Source organism: Stenotrophomonas sp. ESTM1D_MKCIP4_1 (assembly GCF_003086895.1).
Classification (GTDB): Bacteria; Pseudomonadota; Gammaproteobacteria; order Xanthomonadales; family Xanthomonadaceae; genus Stenotrophomonas.
This window is the reverse complement of sequence record NZ_CP026004.1, coordinates 1,142,422-1,160,053: the sequence shown is the minus strand read 5'-3', so window position 1 is coordinate 1,160,053 and position 17,632 is coordinate 1,142,422. Positions and strand designations below refer to the sequence as shown.

Annotated in this window: 19 protein-coding genes; 8 read left to right on the top strand and 11 right to left on the bottom strand. The window is 67.0% G+C overall.

The genetic code is table 11. From position 1 onward, the window contains the following. Positions 1-11: 11 nt before the first annotated feature. From C1924_RS05445 to C1924_RS05430, 4 genes are all read right to left on the bottom strand, one after another. Positions 12-1,148: a metallophosphoesterase gene (locus C1924_RS05445; protein ID WP_108766977.1), complete on the bottom strand. Its 1,137-nt coding sequence runs from the start codon at positions 1,146-1,148 to the stop codon at positions 12-14. A 329-nt stretch (positions 1,149-1,477) separates the two neighbouring features. Beyond that, entirely contained in the window at positions 1,478-3,016 is a 1,539-nt protein-coding gene (locus C1924_RS05440) for a TerC family protein (RefSeq protein WP_108764377.1), read from the bottom strand. 38 nt (positions 3,017-3,054) lie between these two features. Next, entirely contained in the window at positions 3,055-3,279 is a 225-nt protein-coding gene (locus C1924_RS05435) for a helix-turn-helix transcriptional regulator (RefSeq protein WP_108764376.1), read from the bottom strand. After that, positions 3,279-3,746: a DUF2975 domain-containing protein gene (locus C1924_RS05430; protein WP_108766976.1), complete on the bottom strand. Its 468-nt coding sequence runs from the start codon at positions 3,744-3,746 to the stop codon at positions 3,279-3,281. The genes C1924_RS05435 and C1924_RS05430 overlap by 1 nt, the downstream gene beginning before the upstream one ends. 245 nt (positions 3,747-3,991) lie before the next feature. Between C1924_RS05430 and C1924_RS05425 the strand changes: the two genes are divergently transcribed. Both C1924_RS05425 and C1924_RS05420 read left to right on the top strand, forming a co-directional pair. Further along, a complete protein-coding gene (locus tag C1924_RS05425; RefSeq protein ID WP_079221004.1) occupies positions 3,992-4,303 on the top strand; it encodes a metalloregulator ArsR/SmtB family transcription factor in 312 nt (103 codons plus the stop codon). A 14-nt stretch (positions 4,304-4,317) separates the two neighbouring features. Next, the gene (locus C1924_RS05420) at positions 4,318-5,709 is read left to right on the top strand and encodes a DUF2867 domain-containing protein (protein ID WP_108764375.1); all 1,392 of its coding nucleotides are present in this window, start codon (positions 4,318-4,320) and stop codon (positions 5,707-5,709) included. A 34-nt stretch (positions 5,710-5,743) separates the two neighbouring features. Here the strand turns inward: C1924_RS05420 and C1924_RS05415 are convergent, their stop codons facing one another. Beyond that, entirely contained in the window at positions 5,744-6,175 is a 432-nt protein-coding gene (locus tag C1924_RS05415; protein WP_108764374.1) for a pyridoxamine 5'-phosphate oxidase family protein, read from the bottom strand. Between the two features lie 123 nt (positions 6,176-6,298). Next, the gene (locus C1924_RS05410) at positions 6,299-7,324 is read right to left on the bottom strand and encodes an AI-2E family transporter (protein ID WP_108764373.1); all 1,026 of its coding nucleotides are present in this window, start codon (positions 7,322-7,324) and stop codon (positions 6,299-6,301) included. A 141-nt stretch (positions 7,325-7,465) separates the two neighbouring features. On the opposite strand from C1924_RS05410, the gene C1924_RS05405 reads away from it, so the two are divergent. Continuing rightward, a complete protein-coding gene (locus tag C1924_RS05405; RefSeq protein ID WP_108764372.1) occupies positions 7,466-7,882 on the top strand; it encodes a hypothetical protein in 417 nt (138 codons plus the stop codon). Between the two features lie 27 nt (positions 7,883-7,909). On the opposite strand, the gene C1924_RS05400 is transcribed toward C1924_RS05405, so the two are convergent. Next, entirely contained in the window at positions 7,910-8,917 is a 1,008-nt protein-coding gene (locus C1924_RS05400) for a LacI family DNA-binding transcriptional regulator (protein ID WP_108764371.1), read from the bottom strand. 95 nt (positions 8,918-9,012) lie between these two features. Here C1924_RS05400 and C1924_RS05395 point away from each other — a divergent pair, with 95 nt between their 5' ends. From C1924_RS05395 to C1924_RS05375, 5 genes are read left to right on the top strand one after another with little or no spacing between them, the layout of a single operon-like run. Further along, positions 9,013-10,065 (top strand): sugar phosphate isomerase/epimerase, encoded by a 1,053-nt coding sequence (locus C1924_RS05395; RefSeq protein ID WP_108764370.1) that lies wholly within the window; start codon positions 9,013-9,015, stop codon positions 10,063-10,065. A gap of 27 nt (positions 10,066-10,092) precedes the next feature. Further along, positions 10,093-11,310, top strand: a complete 1,218-nt coding sequence (locus C1924_RS05390; protein ID WP_108764369.1) for a nucleoside permease — start codon at positions 10,093-10,095, stop codon at positions 11,308-11,310. Positions 11,311-11,322: 12 nt separating this feature from the next. Next, positions 11,323-12,447, top strand: a complete 1,125-nt coding sequence (locus tag C1924_RS05385) for a Gfo/Idh/MocA family oxidoreductase (protein ID WP_108764368.1) — start codon at positions 11,323-11,325, stop codon at positions 12,445-12,447. 19 nt (positions 12,448-12,466) lie between these two features. Continuing rightward, a complete protein-coding gene (locus C1924_RS05380) occupies positions 12,467-13,333 on the top strand; it encodes a sugar phosphate isomerase/epimerase (RefSeq protein WP_108764367.1) in 867 nt (288 codons plus the stop codon). Positions 13,334-13,363: 30 nt separating this feature from the next. After that, positions 13,364-13,648, top strand: coding sequence for a cytochrome c (locus C1924_RS05375; RefSeq protein ID WP_254051261.1), 285 nt, complete (start codon positions 13,364-13,366; stop codon positions 13,646-13,648). 9 nt (positions 13,649-13,657) lie between these two features. Here the strand turns inward: C1924_RS05375 and C1924_RS05370 are convergent, their stop codons facing one another. The 4 genes from C1924_RS05370 to C1924_RS05355 are packed head-to-tail and all read right to left on the bottom strand — an operon-like array spanning position 13,658 to position 17,591. Continuing rightward, complete coding sequence (locus tag C1924_RS05370) at positions 13,658-14,407, bottom strand: DUF1080 domain-containing protein (RefSeq protein WP_174208942.1); 750 nt, start codon at positions 14,405-14,407, stop codon at positions 13,658-13,660. After that, a complete protein-coding gene (locus tag C1924_RS05365) occupies positions 14,407-14,982 on the bottom strand; it encodes a gluconate 2-dehydrogenase subunit 3 family protein (protein WP_108764364.1) in 576 nt (191 codons plus the stop codon). The genes C1924_RS05370 and C1924_RS05365 overlap by 1 nt, the downstream gene beginning before the upstream one ends. Beyond that, the gene (locus C1924_RS05360; RefSeq protein ID WP_108764363.1) at positions 14,982-16,667 is read right to left on the bottom strand and encodes a GMC family oxidoreductase; all 1,686 of its coding nucleotides are present in this window, start codon (positions 16,665-16,667) and stop codon (positions 14,982-14,984) included. Before C1924_RS05360 ends, C1924_RS05365 begins: the two co-directional genes overlap by 1 nt. Before the next feature lie 27 nt (positions 16,668-16,694). Continuing rightward, positions 16,695-17,591, bottom strand: a complete 897-nt coding sequence (locus C1924_RS05355; protein ID WP_108764362.1) for a TIM barrel protein — start codon at positions 17,589-17,591, stop codon at positions 16,695-16,697. Positions 17,592-17,632 lie beyond the last annotated feature (41 nt).

Below are 17,632 nucleotides of genomic sequence, written 5' to 3'. Positions count from 1 at the left end.
CCCAGCAGGCATCACCGCGCGCGGCGCAGGGTGAACATCGTGATTTCCGAAGGCACGCCGATGCGCGCGGGGAAGCCCGCCCACAGGCCGGCGCCATTGCTGACGTACAGGGTCATGCCATCCACCTCGTAACGGCCGGAGACGTAACCGCCGTTGGCCCGCTTCACCAGCTGGTCCATGCCGATGATCTGCCCGCCGTGGGTATGGCCGGACAACTGCAGCTTCACCCCACGTGCGGCCGCCTCGACCGCATTGCGCGGACGATGATCGAGCAGGATGACCGGCGCCGCCGGATCGGCACCGGCCAGGGCCGCCTGCAGGTCGGGCTGCGGCAGGCCATAGCGGGCAGCCACCGGATCGGTGACGCCGGCAATGGTCAACGCTGCATCGCCACGCCGCACCTGGGTGTGGCTGTTTTCCAGCACCTGCATGTGCACCGCGCGGAAGGCCTGCATCCACGCGCTGTACTGCGCGTAATACTCGTGGTTGCCGGTGATGGCGATCACGCCGTCCGGCGCCTGCAGGTCACCCAGCGGACGGAAATCATCACGGCGCGCGTCCACTGTGCCGTCGATCAGATCACCGGTGATGACGATCAGGTCCGGCTTCAGTGCATTGCTCTCGGCCACCACCTGGCCCACCCACTCGCCGGTCAGCAGGCGGCTGGCGTGGATGTCGGTGAGCTGCAGCACACGGTAGCCATCGAAGGCCGCCGGCAGATCCTTGATCGCCACCTCGATCTGCCGCGGCTTGGGTACGGCCATGCCCTGGCTGACGCCATAGCCACTGACCAGCAGGGCCACCGCCGCCGCCAGCGGCCGCAGCAACGGCGCGCGCAACGCCGACACTGCACGCGGCAGGTGCAGCGCGCGTGCTGCCAGCAGTCCGGCATCGAACAGCAGCATCGCCAGCGCCAGCAGCAGCACGGCGGTGGAGCCGGTGGCCAGTACGGCGATGGCCATCTTCGGAATTTCCGGCGAGGCCATCGTGCCCCAGAACGTGGCGACGATGCGCAGCTGCACGGCCAGTGCAACCAGCAGCAACGACAACAGGGCCTTGGCCCACAGCGGCAGGCGCAACGGCCAGAACAGGCGCCAGGCCACGTACAGGCCCATCAATAAACCAATCGTACTCAGCACTGCGCGGATCCATAACGTGGGGCCCGCCATGGTGACGGGCAAAGGTTGCAAAGGGTAGAGTCGAGCGTTGCTCGACTGCCCCAATGGTAGAGCCGAGCCCATGCTCGGCCGCCCCAACGGTAGAGTCGAGCGTTGCTCGACTGCCCCAACGGTAGAGCCGAGCCCATGCTCGGCTGCCCCAACGGTAGAGTCGAGCGTTGCTCGACTGCCCCAACGGTAGAGCCGAGCGTTGCTCGACTGCCCCAACGGTAGAGCCGAGCCCATGCTCGGCTGCTGTTGAAGCAGTCGAGCAAGCTCGACTCTACGAAAAGCAGTCGAGCAAGCTCGACTCTACGTCGTCAGGCGCCGACCAGGCGCTGCACCCGGAGGCGGGCGATGCGGCGCTTCTCCATCGCCAGCACGGTGATGCGTACGTCGGCCACGTCCACGGCATCGCCTTCGTCGGGCAGGCGCCCCAGCTGTTCCAGCACCAGGCCGGAAATGGTCATGTAGTCGCTGCTGCGCGGCAACGACACACCCGCCAGGCGCTGCAGGTCATCCAGGGTCAGCGCGCCGTCGGCTTCCCACTGGTCCTCGCCCTGCGCAACCACGCCGTAGCGCTCATCCTGGGTGTCGGCCAGATCACCGGCAATCGCCGCCAGCAGGTCGTTGGCGGTGACCAGGCCTTCCACGCTGCCGTATTCGTCCACCGCCACTGCCAGCGGCACCGGGTGCCGGCGGATCAGTTCCAGGGCCTGCAGCGCGCTCGCGCTGGACAGTACGTACTGCGGCTCGCGCAGGTTGCCTTCCAGCTGCAGCGGCCTGCCCTGCAGCAGGTCGGCCAGCAGATCGCGGCTCTGCACCACGCCGCGTAGGCGGTCCAGATCACCCTCGCCCACCAGCAGGCGCGTATGGGGCGAGGCCACCAGGCGGGCCACCACGTCGTCCTGGCCACGCGTCAGATCGATCCACTGCACGTCGGCGCGCACCGTCATCACGCTCGACACCGGCCGGTCAGCCAGGCCCAGCACGCTGCGGATCATCTCGTGCTCGGCCGGCTGCAGGCGTTCCTCGTCCGCATGTTCTTCCTCACCGTGGCCATCGTCGTGGCCGTTGGCCGGGCGTGCGCCCAGCATGCGCAGCACCGCATCGGCGGTGCGCTGGCGGAACGGCTGGCGGCGCTCGTTGCGCTCGCGGTTGAAGCGTACCCACTGGTTGAACGCTTCCACCAGGATCGAGAACGCGATGGCCGCGTACAGATAACCCTTCGGAATCTTGTAGCCGAGGCCTTCGGCCACCAGGCTGAAACCGATCATCAGCAGGAAGCCCAGGCACAGCACCACCACCGTGGGATGCTTGTTGACGAAGCGGGTCAGCGGCTTGCTGGCCAGCAGCATCAGCACCATCGCGATGGTCACTGCGGCGTACATCACGCCCAGGTTGTCGACCATGCCGACGGCCGTGATCACCGAGTCAAGCGAAAACACGGCGTCGAGCACCACGATCTGCGCCACCACCATGGCGAAGCTGGCATAGACCTTCTTGCCATCTTCATGATGCTCGCGGCCTTCCAGCCGCTCGTGCAGTTCCATGGTGCCCTTGAACAACAGGAACAGGCCACCGCCCAGCAGGATCAGATCGCGGCCGGAGAAGCTGTGGTCGAACAGCGTCAGCAGCGGCTCGGTCAGTTTCATGATCCAGGCCAGCGCGGCCAGCAGTACCAGGCGCATCAACAGGGCCAGGCTCAGGCCGATCACCCGCGCGCGGTCGCGCTGATGCGGCGGCAGCTTGTCGGCCAGGATCGCGATGAACACCAGGTTGTCGATGCCGAGCACGATCTCCAGCACGATCAGGGTCGCAAGGCCCATCCAGATCGAGGGGTCAGCCAACCATTCCATTTCGGGTCCGTTTCTTCATGAGGTAAGGGAGAGAGGGGTCAATCGTCGTCCTGCGCCTGCAGCGGGTCATGCCCGAGCAGATCGCCCGGCGTGCACTGCAGTTCGCGGCAGATCGCATCCAGGGTGGAAAAGCGGATGGCGCGCGCCTTGCCGGTCTTGAGGATGGACAGGTTGGCCAGGGTGATGTCGATGCGCCCGGCCAGTTCGGACAGGGTCATGCCCCGTTCCTGCAACATGCGGTCGAGCGTGATGACGATCGCCATCAGATGACTCCATCGAGGTCATCGCGCATCGCCGCACCGACGGCGAACACGCGCGCCAGCACGAACAGCATCAGCACTGCGATCAGGCCGGTGATGGACATGCCGCCGCCGACTTCCATCCAGGCGAAGTCAGGCCCCATCCATGAGGCGTACACGCCGATGATGATCGACAGCACCTCCATCGCCAGCATCAGCCACGCCATGCGTTGCAGGCGCCGCGCATTGGCATGGGTGAACGGGCGCGCGCCGGCCGCCGAGCGCAGCAGCCGCGCCAGGTGCCGCAGGAACACCAGGCACAGCACCAGCAGGGCGACGATGGTGCCCAGGCCGATGCAGAAATGCAGGAACAGGTCACCGCCGTGGACGGCAGCGGCGTGCGCGTCGTGCACGCTGTCCAGCAGCCAGCGCCGATCGTAAGCCACCAGGGGAACGGACAGCAGCGCGGCCAGGATGCCCAGCCAGCACATCGCCCGTACGGCCTGCACGGCGGTCTGGGCCAGGGTGAACAAGCCTCGCGCGGGTTCGGCGCGGGCGGGACGAGCGGTCAAGCAGCCTCCGGCATGGGGCGGCCTCGCCGCCCAGGATGGATTTATCGATAAACGATATACCACATCACGGGCGATTGGATGAATCGCGTGCTCCGGGCAGGGCGGGTTGACACCGGCCCGGCCTCGCAGAATACTTAATTAACGAATTAGTTAATAAACGATCCATGGACCGTATCTTTGAAGCCCTTGCCTCCGGTGCCCGCCGGCAGATCCTGGCCTACCTCAGCGCCGGTGAACTGAGCGCGGGCGAGCTGGCCGAGCGCTTCGACTTCAGCAAGCCGGCGCTGTCCAGCCACCTGCGCATCCTGGAAGAGGCTGGCCTGATCGAACGCGAAAAGCGCGGCCAGTTCGTGTATTTCCGCCAGGTGCCCGAGCGCCTGGCCAACACGCTGTTTTCCTGGGCCGCCGAAGTGTGTCCGGTGGGTGGCCCACTCAAGCGCGAAGCCCGCGCCCGCCGCAAGTCCCCTGCCCGCTGACAAGGAGCACGACGATGCCTGGTTCGACCCGCAACAGCCGTTCGTTTCCAGGTGTCCAGCTCCCCGCGCAGGACGGCGCCGGCCCCATCGAAGTCACCCTCATCGCCCAGCTCGGCATCGGTGCCGGCGATGCGCTGGTGAAGGACGCGGGCGAGCGCCAGCGCCACCATCCGGCCTTCATCGATGCGCTGGATGAACCTTCCGCGCGCCTGGGCGGCATGCACCTGCAGCACGGCGATGCGTCCTCGTTGTACAGCTTCGTGGTCGAGGGTCGTGGCCACCCGTTCCACCGCCATGCGGGCCCGCGCATGTTCACCGCCATCGCTGGCAGTGCCGGTGCCGAGCTGCGCTTTTCCACCGCCACCGATGCACAGCTCGCCGGGGATCCGTCGGCGTTCGTGCGCAACCTACGCCGCTTCCGCATACCGCCGGACTGCCTGTTCACCGTGCGCTTTGGCGGCGGCACCTGGCACCAGTTCGCCTCCAACCATTCCGCCCACCCTGCCATGTTCGCGCTGTCGTGCCACAGCAATGAACTGGCCGGGGCGATGAACGAGGCCACCCGCGCGCGGGTGCAGGCCAACAGTGCCGACATTCCCAGTCTGACCGAGGTGCTGGCGCAGCCGCTCTGGCCGAGCGCCGCCATGCTGGCCACAGCGCCCCTGCTGCAGTTGTCACTGCAGGCCGCGCCGCCCAGCCTGTGTGCGCGCCTGTGCACGCAGACGCGCGCGATGCTCGGCCCGCTGCGGCGCATCAACCTGCGGCCGCTGCGCGGGTTCGTCGAACGCAGCACACCGCGCTACCCGGTACACAGCGGTCGGCCCGATGCGCAGGGGCTGCTGGCCAGCGCGCTGCCGCGCAGCCACTACCAGGACCTGACCGTGCTGACCCTGCGCAGTGGCCACTGCGCGCAGCACTCGGCCTCTGCCCTGCTGGCGGATGTACTGGACGGGTTCCTGCGCAATCCGCCCGGAGGCGTGGGACGCCTGATGGCCCTGCGCAACCGCCTGGTGGCACCGTTGCGCCTGCGCACCTCGCCGCTGGGCTGCCCGGTGTCGTCGCTGTTGTCGGCGGATCGCAGCCGCGTGTTCGCCGGGCGCTTTCCGGTGCTGGATGCGCGCGTGGACGACGCCGACCGCAGTGCCGAAGTGCTGCTCGGCGCCGATGACCGCCACCTGCGCTTCCGCGGCAGCGTGCGCGTGCAGTTCGACGACGACGGCCGTGTGCGGATCAGCCTGGGTTCGCGCGTGCAGACCCTCAACCGGTTCGGCCAGCTGTACATGGCGCTGATCGACGCCCTGCACCGCCACTACATCGCCCCGGCGCTGCTGCGGCGTGCGGTGGAACATGCGCTGGCGCCGGAGCTGGCCGACTGGGTGGATGAGGGTGTGGCGGCAGCAGGCTGAGCCGCCGGGCATGGCCCGGTGCTGCCGCGGATGATCAGACGCTCAGCTCGCCCTGGTCCTCGCCATCCCAGTACTGGATGCGCCGCGCGTGCACGTGGATCAGCACCAGCCCCGGCGTATCCACGCCCTGCTCGAACCAGCGTTGCAGATCCTTGACCCAGTGCTGGGCCAGCACGCCGCGTTCGCGGATGATCGTGGCCTGGCCTTTGACGTGGACGAACAGTGGCGGCTTGCCCAGCAGCGACTTGCTGCCGGTGAAGCCCAGCGCGACCCGGGAATCGGCCTCGATCTGGCGGACCATGTCGGTACTCTCCAGCGCGAAGAACCAGCTGTCACCGTCGTAGTCCACATCGCCGTTGTTGCTCATCGGCCGGCCATCGATCTCGCCGCCCGCGTGGGTCTGCAGCATCGCGAAATCGATGCCGGCCATCTTTTTTGCCAGTTCGGGCAGGGTAAGCGTGGTCATGTGCAGCGTCCGGGAGGAAGGGGAACCCAGCGTCCTCCGCCTGCGGTGACCGGCACGTGCAGTGGCGCTGGCGCAGCCTTCACGCCCATCCGGCGGGCATGGCCCCGCGCTGCGGGGCGCGGGTCAGATCCAGCCCTGGTCGACCAGCTCACGCTTCAGGTAGGCATAGAACACCGGGGCCGCCACCAGCCCGGCCAGGCCGAACGCTGCTTCCATCACCAGCATGGCCAGCAGCAGTTCCCAGGCCCGCGCCTGGATTTCGCCGCCCACGATGCGTGCGTTGAGGAAGTACTCCAGCTTGTGGATGACGATCAGGTACAGCAGGGCCGCCACCGCCACGTAGAACGACACCGACAGCGCGACGATGGTGATGATGGTGTTGGAGATGATGTTGCCCACCACCGGCAGCAGGCCGGCCAGGAAGGTGATCAGCACCAGCGTCTTCGACAGCGGCAGGTGCACGCCGAACAGCGGCAGCACGCCCAGCAGGAACACCGCGGTGAACACCGTGTTGAGCAGCGAGATCTTCACCTGGGCAAACACCACCTGGCGGAAGGCCACCGCCAGGCGGGTGGTGCGGCCGATCAGTTCCTGCGCCAGCGGGCCCATCTTCGGCAGCGGCAGCTCGTCGTACAGGGCGATCATGGCACCCAGCACCATGCCGATGAGGATGCGCACGCCCACCTGCACCACCGAGGTACCGGCCACGCCCAGCTGCCGCTGGTGCTCGGCCGCCCAGTCGTTCAGTGCCTCGCGCAGGCGCGTCAGGTCTTCGGGAATGTACGGCTGCAGCAGCGCCGGCACCTGGTGGCGCGAGGTGTTGAGGATGTCCATCAGGCGCGCCAGCAGCACGTCGGGGCCACCGGTCTCGTTGCGGAAGAACGACGCCACGCCGATACCAGCCAGCACCAGCGCACCGATGATGACAGCCGACAGCACGATGACGGCGACCGCGCGGGCGCGGCCCGGTGGCAGCTTGCCCTCCACGGTATTGGCCAGCACGTGGGTGAGCTGGAACACCAGCAGGCCCGACAGCAGGGTGACCACCAGGCCCAGCTTCAGCGCCAGCCACATGCCCAGCAGCATCAACAGCCAGGCGGCGATGCGCGCGGCAGGCGGTCTGGGCAGGGCGAGGGTCAGGTCGGTCATGGCAGGGCATCCACTGGGGTGGCCCATGGTAGTGGAATGGCGAGGCGGTTCCGGGACACGCGGCGGCGTTCCGTTCAGCCCACTGGCGGCCGTGCGCACGCCAGCGCACACTGGCGCCCCACCCACCCGCATGGATGCCCGATGCCCCGCCTGCTGCCCGTCGTTCTGGTCCTGATGCTGTGCCCGCTGCCGACGCTGGCCATGGGCGGCGAAGCCGACACCACGCCGTTGCCGCCGCAGGTCAAGGCGGATGCCGAGGCCATCGCTGCCTCGCTGCTGGAAGTGCAGCGCACCGACGTCGAACTGTCCTGCCCAAAGGCCGTCGAGAATGCACGCTACGGCGTGGAAACCATGCTGGAAGTGGGCGCGAAGAACGTGGCGGGCGGGTACATGGATGCGGCGAAGTTCGAGGCCATGGCCACCCCGATGCGCGGCCTGCTGCCGCAGATCACCGAAGCCGACTGCGAAGGCGCGACCGACGCGAAGCGGGACTTCTACCAGTGCATGTCCAGCGACTACAACCATGTGCTGGCCTGCGCGAAGGCCCACCTGCGCTAGCAGCCCGCGGAATGATGCGCCCGCCGCTCACCCCGCTGCGGGCGCGGCGGTCGATCCGCGCAGCATCAAGCTGAAATCCAGCGTCTGCTGCAGTGGCACATCGACGCGTTCGATGATGGCCAGCAGCAGGTTGACCGCACGTGCCCCGATTTCGCGCATCGGCTGGCGGACGGTGGTCAGCGGCGGCGTCAGGAAGCTGGACGAGGCGAGATCATCGAAACCGACGATGGACAGCTGGTCCGGTACGCGCACCCCCAGATCACGGCAGGCCGCCAGCGCGCCCAGCGCCATCTGGTCGCTGAAGCAGAACACCGCGGTGGGCGCGAGCGGCAGCGCGAGCAGCGCCTTCACCGCCGCATGGCCGGATTCCAGTGAAAAATCGCCGGGTACGACGCGCAGGCTGCGCAGCCGACCGCGCACCTTGCCGGCACTGCGCACGCCTTCCAGCCGCTGCTGGTGCAGCGGGTTGTCGGGGGGCCCGCCGACCACGGCGATTCGTTCGTGGCCCAGTCCGTACAGGTGGTCCATCACCGCGCGTGCGGCGGCGGCATTGTCAATGTGGACGCTGGGGATGCCCAACGCAGGGTCGAACTCGCAGCCGTTGACCACCGGTGCGGCGGCACCGAGCGCCTGCACGATCCCGCGTGCGGTCGGCGGCAGGCGATGCCCCAGGACGATCAGGCCGTCGGCCTCGTTGCGCCGGAGCATCTGCGCATAGCGTTCCTCGCGTTCGGGCTGGTGCTGGGTATCGCCCAGCAGTACGGCATAGCCGGCTGCCTGTGCCGCGTCTTCGGCGCCCTGCAGGATCTGCGCGAAGAACGGGTTGGCGATATCCGGCACCGTGACCAGGATCTTGCCGCTGCGCTGGGTCTTCAGCGTTCTGGCCACGGTGTTGGGCACGTAGCCCAGCGCTGCAGCCGCCTGTTCGATGCGCGCACGCGTGGCCGGGAGCACTTTGTCCGGGCGGGACAAGGCACGCGACACCGTGCCGGCAGAAACGCCTACGTGCTTTGCGATGTCGTAGATGGTTGCCATGGTTTCAGTTCCTGGTTCCGCTGTGCACTGCACAACAGGTCCGCGGGAGGCCCATGCTAGGGTAATGCAATCGATTGCATCGACGGCGAATCACGTTGAAGACGCTCAAGGGTCCAGCGCTGTTCCTGGCGCAGTTCATCGGCGACAAAGCTCCTTTTGATCGGCTCGACTCGATGGCCGGATGGGCCGCGGGTCTCGGCTATTCTGGCCTACAAGTCCCCACCACCGCGCCCCGGCTGTTCGATCTGGCCGAGGCAGCACGCAGCCAGGCCTATTGCGACGATGTGGCCGGCATGCTGGCCGGGCACGGTGTGCAGATCACCGAACTGTCGACCCACCTGCAGGGACAACTGGTCGCCGTCCACCCTGCCTATGACAGCCTGTTTGATGGATTCGCCCCAGTGGACAAGCGCGGCGATCCTGCCGCGCGCCAGGCCTGGGCGGTGGATCAGCTGATGCTGGGCGCACAGGCCAGCCAGCGCCTGGGGCTGACCGCGCACGCCACGTTTTCCGGCGCCCTGGCGTGGCCTTACCTGTACCCCTGGCCGCAGCGCCCGCCCGGCCTGGTGGACGAAGCCTTCGCCGAACTGGGCCGGCGCTGGCGCCCGATCCTGGATGCGTACGACGCGTGCGGGGTGGACCTCTGCTTCGAGATCCACCCGGGCGAGGACCTGCACGATGGCGCGACCTTCGAGCGCTTCCTCGAGGAGGTCGACCACCATCCGCGCGCGAAGATCCTGTACGACCCCAGCCACCTGCTGCTGCAGCAGATGGACTACCTCGGCTTCATCGACCGCTATCACCCGCGCATCGGCATCTTCCACGTCAAGGATGCGGAGTATCACGCCAGTGCCCGCAGTGGCGTCTATGGCGGCTACCAGGACTGGATCGATCGTCCTGGCCGCTTCCGCTCGCCCGGCGATGGCCAGGTCGACTTCAAGGGCATCTTCTCGAAGTTCGCGCAGTACGACTTCCCGGGCTGGGCGGTGCTGGAATGGGAGTGCTGCCTGAAGCACCCCGAAGACGGTGCACGGGAGGGCGCCGCCTTCATCCGCGACCACATCATCCGGGTCACAGAGCGCGCCTTCGACGACTTCGCCGACAGCGGGACGGACGCTGCATCACTGCACCGCATGCTGGGAATCTGAGCTGACACCGCCCCGGGAGGGCAAGCCATGACGCACGCCATGTCGCGCTTGGGCGCGATGATGTTTCTGCAGTTCTTCATCTGGGGGGCGTGGTTCGTCACCCTCGGCACCTACCTGGTGCAGGGCCCACTGCAGGCCAGCGCCAGCCAGGTGGCCACGGCTTTCCTCAGCCAGTCCATCGGCGCAATCGTCGCTCCCTTCCTGGTCGGTCTGATCGCCGATCGCTATTTCGCTGCACAGCGCATCCTCGCGGTACTGCATCTGGCCGGTGCGGTGCTGATGTGGCTGGCGTCGACGGCCACCAGCTTCAGCACGTTCTCCGCCTGCGTCATGGGCTACATGCTGCTGTTCATGCCGACGCTGGCGCTGGCCAACAGCGTGGCGATGCGGCACATGCAGTCGCCGGAAAAGCAGTTCCCGCTGGTGCGCGTGGCCGGCAGCATTGGCTGGATCATCGCCGGTGTGCTGATCGGCTGGCTGGGCTGGGAGCAGGCGCATCGGCTGGAACTGACGTTCCGGATGGCGGCCGTGGCGTCGCTGGCACTCGGCCTGTACTGCTTCACCCTGCCGCACACCCCGCCCCTGGCGCGGCAGCGTGATGCCGGGCTCGGCCAGATCCTCGGCCTGGATTCGCTGCGCCTGCTGAAGTCGCGCGCCTACCTGGTGTTCTTCCTGGCCTCCATCGCCATCTGCATTCCGCTGTCGTTCTACTACAACTTCACCAACCCCTATCTCAACGATCTGGGCGTGCGCGGCGCGGCCGGCCTGCAGTCGCTGGGCCAGGTGTCCGAAGTCCTGCTTATGCTGGCCATGCCATTCCTGTTCGTGCGGCTGGGGGTGAAGACCATGCTGGCCGTGGGCATGGCCGCGTGGGTGGTGCGTTATGCCCTGTTCGCCTTCGGCGATGCAGGCGGCGGCTTTTCCCTGCTGGTCATCGGCATCGTGCTGCACGGCATCTGCTACGACTTCTTCTTCGTCACCGGGCAGATCTACACCGATGCACACGCGGGCCCTGACGCACGCAGCAGCGCACAGGGCTTCATCACGTTGGCCACCTACGGCGTGGGCATGCTGATCGGCACCTTCCTGTCCGGTGCGGTGGTCGAGCACTACACCACCGCCGCAGGGCCCGACTGGCAGCAGATCTGGCTGTTCCCGGCCGGCGTTGCGCTGGCGGTGCTGGTGGCCTTCCTGCTGCTGTTCCGCGACCGCCCCGCCACCGCGGCCGCACCCACCACGCACTGAGGAGCGCACTCGATGCCCAGGCTTGGAATCGCCATCATCGGCACCGGCATGATCGCGGCGGTCCATCGCCGTGCCGCGCTGCTGGCCGGTGCGGACGTGCGTGGCGTGGCCGCCTCTTCGCCGCAGCGCGCGCACGACGTCGCACAGGCATGGAACGTTCCGCGCGCCTACCGCGATATCGAGGACGTCGTCGCGGATCCGCAGGTGCAGGTCGTGCACGTGTGTACGCCGAACCACCTGCACCGGCCGATGGCGCAGGCTGCCCTGGCGGCCGGCAAGCACGTGGTCTGCGAAAAGCCGCTGGCGACCACGCTGGGCGACGCGCAGGCATTGGCGTCGCTGGCCAGCTCGAGCAGCCTGATCGCCACGGTGCCGTTCGTCTACCGCTACCACCCGGTCGTGCGTGAAGCACGCGCCCGCATCGCGGCAGGCGACATCGGGCCACTGCACCTCATCCACGGCAGCTACCTGCAGGACTGGCTGCTGGACCCGGCCAGCAACAACTGGCGCGTCGACCCCGTGCTGGGCGGCACCTCGCGCGTGTTCGCCGACATCGGCTCGCACTGGTGCGATCTGGTGGAATGGGTCAGCGGCGAGCGATTCGCCGAGGTCAGCGCTGCCTTCGCGACGGTGATCGCCGAACGCAGCGCCGAGAGCGCGCAGAGTTTCAGCACCGCCGCAGCAGGCGGTGCGATGCAGGCGGTTGCCAGTGAGGATGTGGCCACGGCGATGTTCCGTACCGGCGCGGGCACACTGGCATCGCTGACCGTCAGCCAGGTCTCGGCGGGGCGGCACAACCGCCTCTGGTTCGAGATCGACGGCGCCAAGGCCAGCGTGGCCTTCAACCAGGAAGACCCCGAGCGGCTGTGGATCGGCCGGCCCGACCAGCGCGAAGAAACCTTCGTGCGCGGTCCGGGGGCCGGCAGCGCCGAGCAGCGGCGACTGTCGGCACTGCCACCCGGGCATGCGCAGGGCTATGCGCAATGCTTCGAGGCATTCGTTGCCGACACCTATCGCGCCATCGACGGCGGACAGCCGGAGGGCCTGCCCACCTTCGAGGACGGCGTGCGTTCGGCGCTGATCGTCGACCGCGTCATCGCATCGGCCAAGTCACGGGCCTGGACCACCATCGAATGATTCCCGGGAGGATGTACTGATGAAGGCTCCAACACGCAGGATCGCAACCCTCGCACTGCTGCTGTTCGCCGCCCTGCCCGCCTTCGCTGCGGAGAGCGGCGGCGCTGGAAAGCCCATCGCGGTGCAGATGTACACGCTGCGAAACGCCGGCACGCTCGACCAGCAGTTGAAGATCGTCCACGACGCAGGCGTGCACGCAGTGGAAACGGTCGGCACGCAGAACGTCAGTGCGGCCGAGCTGAAGCAGCTGCTCGACAAGTACGCGATCCGCGCGATTTCATCGCACACCGCGCTGACTGATCTGCGCAATGACCTCGACAAGGTGGTGGCCTTCAACCAAGCCATCGGCAACACCACGCTGGTGGTGCCCTACCTGGACAGCAAGGACCGGCCGACCGATGCCGCAGGCTGGGCGGCGTTGGGCAAGGAACTGGGCCGCCTCTCTGAGCGCGTGCGCGCCAAGGGCATGCGCCTGGCCTACCACAACCACGATTTCGAGCTGGTCGACTTCAACGGGCGTACCGGCCTGGAGCTGCTGTTCGATGCAGCAGGCCCTGGCCTGCAGACCGAACTGGACCTGGCCTGGGTCGCGCGTTCCGGGCATGACCCGGTGGTGATGCTGGGCAAGTTCCGCGGCCGCCTGTTCGCGGTACACGCCAAGGACAACGCACCCAAGGGCCAGGCCGAGGACGAAGGCGGATTCGCCGCTGTCGGCCAGGGCGTGCTCGACTGGAATGCCATCCTGCCGGCCGCCGAAGCTGCTGGCGTGCAGTGGTACATCGTCGAGCACGACCAGCCGCGCGACCCGGCCAAGGTCATCCAGGCCGGCGCCGACTACCTGCGCCAACACCTGACCATCGCCCCGCCCGCCCGCGCACCGCGCTAGCCCGCAAAGGAGCCTTGCTTGAAAACCGTCCTGATTCTGGTCCTGGGCGTCTGCGCGGCAACGCAGGCGTTGCCGGCATGGTGCAAGGAAGACCCCGCTGCGGGCGCCAAGCTGTACGCAGCGAACTGCGTGGCCTGCCACGGTGCGGACCGCGCGGGCATGCCCGGCACGTTCCCCGCGCTCACCGACATCGGCAAGCGCCTGCCCCCTGCGCAGATCAAGGAAAAGATCAGCAAGGGCGGCGGGCTGATGCCGCCCTTCTCCCAGCTGTCCCCGCAGGAAATCGATGACCTCGCCAGCTTCCTGGCGAAATAGACGCGCGCCTTACAGCTCGCGCACCCAGATGTTGCGGTAGCTGACCTTGGACGCGTGTTCCTGAAGGTAGAGCGGCGCGCATCCATGGGGCGAGTACGACGGCGCACCGATGTACTCCGTCTTCCCCGCCAGCACCGTGTCGTTCTGCACCAGCACACCGTTGTGCAGCACGGTGATCCGGGCCGGCGAGGTGAGCCCGCCACCGGCCGAGAACCGCGGCGCCTTCCAGATGATGTCGTAGGCCTGCCACTGGCCGGGCGCACGCGCGGCATTCACCAGCGGCATGGCCTGCTTGTAGATCGAGCCCGCCTGGCCGTTGGCGTAGGTCGGGTTGTCATGGCTGTCCAGTACCTGCAGCTCGTAAAGCTCCTGCAGGAAGATGCCACTGTTGCCGCGGTCCTGTCCGTCGAAGCCCTTGGTTTCAGTGGGCGTGCGCCACTCGATGTGCAGCTGCATGTCACAGAAGCGCTGCCGGGTGCGGATCCCCTTGCTGCCGGGAACCACCGTCATGGCCCCGTCGGCCACCGTCCACGGCACGCGCCCGCCCTGCTCCGCCTCCCACGCGGACACGTCTCTGCCATCGAACAGCACGATCGCATCGGACGGGGCCGCACCTGCAGGCGTGGCGACCTCGGCTACCGCCGCCCACACCTCGGTTTTCGCAGGATCACGTTCGCTGCCGGCCTGTGCAAAGGCCGGCGCCACAGCGAGCAAGCCTGCGGCCATCAGGAAAGGTCTGATCACTCTGTCATTCTCCATCAGCTGGTGGCCCAGGCCGGCGTGCCTGGCGTGTAGGCAAGGTCACCATCGTATCGTCCAGGCACGGCGACGTACTGCAGCACTTCGGTCGCGCCCTGCTTCGAGGTGAAGAAACCGAAGATGGCCAGCTGCTTGATCATGGTGAATGGATGCGGCGTCGCCTTTGCGGCCTCTGCGGTACCTGTCTCGCTCACGTCGATCGCGCGCTTCCTGGCTTCCACATCCAGCGTGCGCAGCAGCGTGCTGCGCGCGTCGGGTGCAAGGGCGACGAAGCTTCCGCCGGCGCGTTTGTCGATGTCGGCCAGGCCGGCGCGGAACGTGGCCTGCTGCCGGGCGGTGTAGCAGTCGGTCACGAACAGCGCCATGAAGGCGCCGGTTGCCGCGTCCTTCGCGCCCGGTGTATGCGTGCGTGGCAGGATGGTCTCGGCGATCTCATCGAGCGTGGCAATCTCGGCGTCGGTAAAAGGGACGCCCGCTGCGGCCGGCGGCAGCTTGCCGCTGGCCAGCGCAGGCAGGCCGACCATGGCCGCACCAGTGGCGGCGACAATCATCTTCAACAGTTCACGGCGGTCCATCACAGATTCCCCGCTTTCAGTTCGCGCACCGCGTGATCGGCCGCCCGCGCGGTCAGCGCCATGTAGGTCAGCGACGGGTTCACGCAGGCACTGGAGGTCATGCAGGCACCGTCGGTGACATAGACGTTGGGCGCATCCCAGACCTGGTTATGCGCGTTCAGCACCGACGTCCTGCGGTCACGCCCCATACGCGCGGTTCCCATCTCGTGGATGCCCTTGCCAGGAGCGTAGTCGTTGTCGTGCATCTCCACGTCCTTGACCCCGGCCGCCTCCAGCATCTCGGCGGCATCGGCGGCCATGTCCTTGCGCATCGCCATTTCGTTGTCACGCATGGCAACGTCCATCGCCAGTACCGGCAGCCCCCACTTGTCCTTGCGCTCGTGGTCCAGGCGGATGGTGTTGTCGTGGTGCGGCAGCATCTCGCCGAAGCCGGTCATGCCGATGCGCCAGTCCCCTGGCAGGCTCAATGCCTCCTTCAGGTCCGCGCCGATGTTCAGCTCGGCGATCTCGCGCGACCAGCCGTTGCGGCTGGCACCGCCCTGGTAGCCGAAGCCGCGCAGGTAGCCGCGCTTGTCCGTGGCGACGTTGCGGAAGCGCGGGATGTAGAAGCCGCACGGGCGACGGCCGAAGTAGTACTTGTCGTCGTAGCCCTCGACACGCCCGGAGGCTCCTGCGCCGAAGTGATGGTCCATCACATTGTGTCCGAGTTCGCCGGACGAGGAGCCCAGCCCGCCTTCCCAGACATCGGTGGCCGAATTCATCAGCAGCCAGGTTGAATTGAACGACGAGGCATTGAGGAAGATGACCTTGGCCGTGTACTCGTAGGTCTGGCCGGTCTCGGCGTCGAGGACCTCCACGCCACGCGCACGCTTGCGGTCCTTGTCGTAGAGCACTTCCTTGACGATCGAGAACGGGCGCAAAGTCAGGTTGCCGGTCTTCATCGCCGCCGGCAGCGTGGCCGCCTGGGTCGAGAAATACGCACCAAACGGGCAGCCGAGGATGCACTTGTTGCGGTACTGGCAGTTGACCCGGCCCTGCTCGGGCATCGGCTTGGTGATGTTGGCGGTGCGCGAGTGGATCATGTGGCGCGTTCCGCCAAAGGCTTTCCTGATCCGCGCAGCCACGTCCTTCTCGACGATGTTCAGCGGAATCGGGGGCAGGAACTCACCGTCGGGTAGTACATCCAGTCCCTCGCGCGTGCCGGCGATACCGGCGAATCGCTCTACGTGGTCGTACCACGGCGCGATGTCGTCATAACGGATCGGCCAATCCGTGGCGATGCCTTCCTTCAGGTTCGCCTCGAAATCCAGATCGGAAAAGCGGTAGCTCTGCCGCCCCCACATCAGCGAGCGGCCACCGACGTGGTAGCCGCGGAACCAGTCGAAACGCTTCGTTTCTATGTAGGGCGAGTCCTGTTCGTCTGCCCACATGCCCTGCAGGTTCTCGGCCAGCGCGTAGTCGCGCATCAGCACCGGGAAGGCTGCCTTCATCGCCTGCGTCGGCCGGTTGCGATGCGGGAAGTCCCACGGTTCCTTCATCGCATTGACGTAGTCCTTCACGTGTTCGATGTTGCGACCGCGTTCGAGCATCAGGACTTTGAGGCCTTTTTCGGTCAGTTCCTTCGCCGCCCAACCGCCACTGATTCCCGAGCCAACAACGATGGCGTCGTAATGATTATCTGCCATGGGTCTATCACCTGGGTGGATATCGTTTCAGACGTCGCAGAGACGGATCGCCTCGCGCAATGAGCCGACGGGATCCGGCGCGGCAGGCATGAATTCCTGCGCCAGATACCCATCAAAACCTGTGTCGCGGATTGCGCGACAGATGGCCGGATAGTTGAGTTCCTGCTGGTCCACGATCTCGTGCCGGCCAGGCACGCCTGCGGTGTGGTAATGCTTGAAGTGCGCGTGGTGCCGACCGATGGTGGCGATGATGTCGCCCTCCATGATCTGCATGTGGTAGATGTCGTAGAGCAGGCCGAAGTTGTCCGAGCCGAGGCGCTGGCACAGTTCCACGCCCCACGCGGAGTGGTCACACAGATAGTCGGGATGGTCGACCCGGGAGTTAAGCAGCTCCATCACCAGCACGACGCCGCGTTTCTCGGCATGGCCAAGGATGCGCTTGAGCCCGGCTTCGGCATTCGCCATGCCCTGCTGGGGGTCCATGCCGTTGCGGTTGCCGGAAAAGCAGATGAGGTTGCGATAGCCGGCATCGGCCACCAGGTCGATGTGCCGTGTGTAACGCGCCACCAGTTCATCGTGGAACTCGCGGCCGGCGAAGCCCTTGGTCAGGCCCAGTTCCGCGCCGTTGCACATCGCGCTGTAGATGCCGTGGGCCTTCAACGTGGGCCAGTCTTCCGGGCCAACCAGGTCGACGGCGGCAAAGCCGAGACCTTTCACGGTCTGGCAGAGCTGGGCGACCGAGAACTGCGGGAAGGTCCAGCGGGCGACGGAGTGCTTCAGTCGGCCCTTCAATGCCGTGGCCGATGCGAGCGCGGGAACTGTGCCTGCCACTCCCAGCCCAACGGCCCCGGCTACCGCAAGACGCAGGGCGTCCCGGCGTGTGATACCCGGCGCCGGCGCCGGTCCGCTTGAATGAATGGACATCCACTCACCGGCCTCCCAACCGGTAGCAAACGCAAACGATT